The following is a 2,528-nucleotide window of genomic DNA, read 5'->3' on the forward strand; positions in this document are numbered from 1 at the left end:
CTCCTCCAGATGCGGCCGCCGCTGCTCGTCGCCGCGCCACAGCGCCGCCGCGCGCTCCACGAAACCCGCGAGCGGCGTGGCTCCCCCGGCGGGCGCCGAGCCGCTCACTCCGAGCCCGATGTCGTCGAGGGTGAGCGGGCGGCACAGCCGGTCGCTCAGCACACCGCAGATCAGGTCGGGCACCTGTCCGCGCGGACGCTGGCCCTTCAACCACCGTGCCACCGCCGTGTGTTCGTACCGCAGGGCGAGGCCCAGGGCCGAGCCCGCCGCGTTGACCCGCGCGGCGAGACCCGCGTGCGAGATGCCCGCCTCCTCCACGAGGGAATCGAGCAGGGTGTTGGGCTGCATGTGCCCCTCCGGTACGTAGGCCGGCCCCTGGCTGCGGGGTCGTGACCAGTGAAGCGGGAAAACACACGGGGTGTGAACGCAATGCCCTGATCCGCACCCTGTGCGCTCTCCCCTCTCGGCCCACGGGCCGGTTGACTGAGTGACCTCGCAAGAGGCGGCCGGGCCGCCGACACCCCCTCGTACGCGGTGGCCCGCACACGCTCCGTCCGTCCTGCCGTCCTGCCCGACACTCCGCGGCGGGGCGGACGGTGCGCGGGCCGCACCACCGGCAAGGGGCTCAGATCCTGAGCCGCAGCCCGCCGTCGTCGCCGGATTGCGCCGGCACCGGCGAGCGGTCGTTGCGTACGACGAGCAGCGCCACGTCGTCGGTCACCCGGCCGCGTGTGTGGCGCAGCAGCGCGCTGTGTACGTGGCGCACGACGGCGGCGGGCGAGAGCGGCACGCACTTGGCGGCGGCCGTCAGCACCTCTTCGAGGCCGAAGAACCGTCCCGCGCCGTCCCTGGCGTCGGTGGCTCCGTCGGTGTGCAGGAACAGCGCCTCGCCCGGCAGCAGTTGGCCGAAGCGCTGTGGAACGAGCCGGGCGGGCAGCGGCAGGGATCCCAGCGGCGGCAGCGGCACGTCCGCCGCCAGCGGCACGGCGCCGGCGCCGGGGCTGAGCCGATAGGGCCAGGGGTGCCCGCAGTTGAGGGCCGACACACCGTCGTCGGCGCCGATCTCCAGCAGCAGTACGGTGACGAACTCCTCCGCCTTCTCCGCCGCGTCGGCCGCACCCTCCGCATCCGAAGCACCCGCGGCATCCCCAGCACCCGCCGTATCCGCCACCGGGCCCCGGAGCCCGGTCACTTCGACCAGGTGGCGCTGGTGCGCCCGGTCCAGCCTGCGCAGCACACCGTCGAGCGCCTCCTCGTCGTGGGCTGCCTCCCGGAAGCTGCCGAGGACGGCGGCCACGGCGCCGATCGCGCCGAGCCCGTGGCCCCGGACGTCCCCGATGACCACGCGGACCCCGTGCGGGGTGGCGAGCGCCTCGTACAGATCGCCGCCGACCTCGGCGCCCCGGGACGCGGAGAGCTGGCGCGCGGCGAAGGTGAGCCCTTCGATCCTGGGCGGCAGCGGTCGGAGCAGCACCTGCTGGGTGGCCCGCGCGACGGCTCGTACCTGCCGTAACTCCCTTACGGGACCGCGCCGTACACCGGCCAGCAGGTATGCCGTGCCCAGCACGAAGGACAGGCAGGTCTCCACGCGCGGAACGACGCTGTCCTCCGCGATGGGCGGGCAGGTCAGCTCCCGCAGGAGCACCAGCGTGAGCCAGAGGCTCGGAACCCCCAGCTCGATCACCCGCCGCGCGAAAGCGGCATCCGCTGTCCTGAAACGCATCATGCGCCGACCCCCCTCGGCCGCGTGGCCGCTGGACGAGTAAGTCGACCGTCGTGGCCGGATTGATTGTGTCGATCACCTGAGCCGCTCCGCCCACCCCCCAGGCACTTCTCACTCGAACGAGTGAGGGGCGCGTCCGGATATCCGGACGCGCCCCTCATCAACGCGACATTCTTTCGAGCCCCAAGGGTCCCAAGACCCGCAGGAACCCCAGGCGTTACGCGCCGCGCAGAACCGCCCCGGTCAGCTCGGCGGCGCGCGCGACAGCGGCGTCACGCGCCGCGGACGCCTCGTCGACGGTCAGCGTCCGGTCGGCCGCCCGGAAGCGCAGGGCGTACGCCAGTGACTTACGGCCGGCGCCGATCTGCTCCCCGGTGAAGACGTCGAACAGCCGCAGGGACTCCAGCAGTTCGCCGGCACCCTCGCGGAGCGCCCCTTCCACGTCGACGGCGGGGACGTCCTGCTCGACGACCAGCGCCACGTCCTGGGTGGCCACCGGGAAGGTGGAGATCCGGGGTGCCGTGGGTACGCCGGTGCCCGCCCGCTCCAGCAGATCGAGTTCGACCTCCATGGCGCAGGTCCGCTCCGGCAGCCCGAGCGCCTTGAGGGCGCGCGGGTGGAGTTCCCCGGCGTGTCCGACGAGGGTCTCCTCGCCGGCGATCGTGACGTACAGCGCGGCGCAGCGGCCCGGGTGCCAGGGCTCGTGCCGGTCGGCGCGTACGGCCAGCTCGGCGCCGGCCTCCCGCGCGACGGTACGGGCGGCCTCGACCGCGTCCGCCCAGTCGGCCGGGCGGCCCGCGCCCCA

Annotated in this window: 1 protein-coding gene and 2 pseudogenes; all 3 read right to left on the reverse strand. The window is 74.0% G+C overall.

The features are described 5' to 3' along the window. Nucleotides 1-348 (reverse strand): annotated as a pseudogene (locus tag QR77_RS42810) (transcriptional regulator); the annotation flags it as partial. A gap of 277 nt (nucleotides 349-625) precedes the next feature. After that, nucleotides 626-1,726 carry a PP2C family protein-serine/threonine phosphatase gene (locus tag QR77_RS05940; RefSeq protein ID WP_052488566.1) on the reverse strand — a complete coding sequence of 367 codons (1,101 nt, stop codon included), beginning with the start codon at nucleotides 1,724-1,726 and terminating at the stop codon, nucleotides 626-628. Between the two features lie 214 nt (nucleotides 1,727-1,940). Continuing rightward, nucleotides 1,941-2,528, reverse strand: a pseudogene (locus QR77_RS05945) (phenylalanine--tRNA ligase subunit beta); the annotation flags it as partial.

The organism is Streptomyces sp. 150FB (assembly GCF_000818195.1).
In the GTDB taxonomy this organism is placed as follows: domain Bacteria; phylum Actinomycetota; class Actinomycetes; order Streptomycetales; family Streptomycetaceae; genus Streptomyces.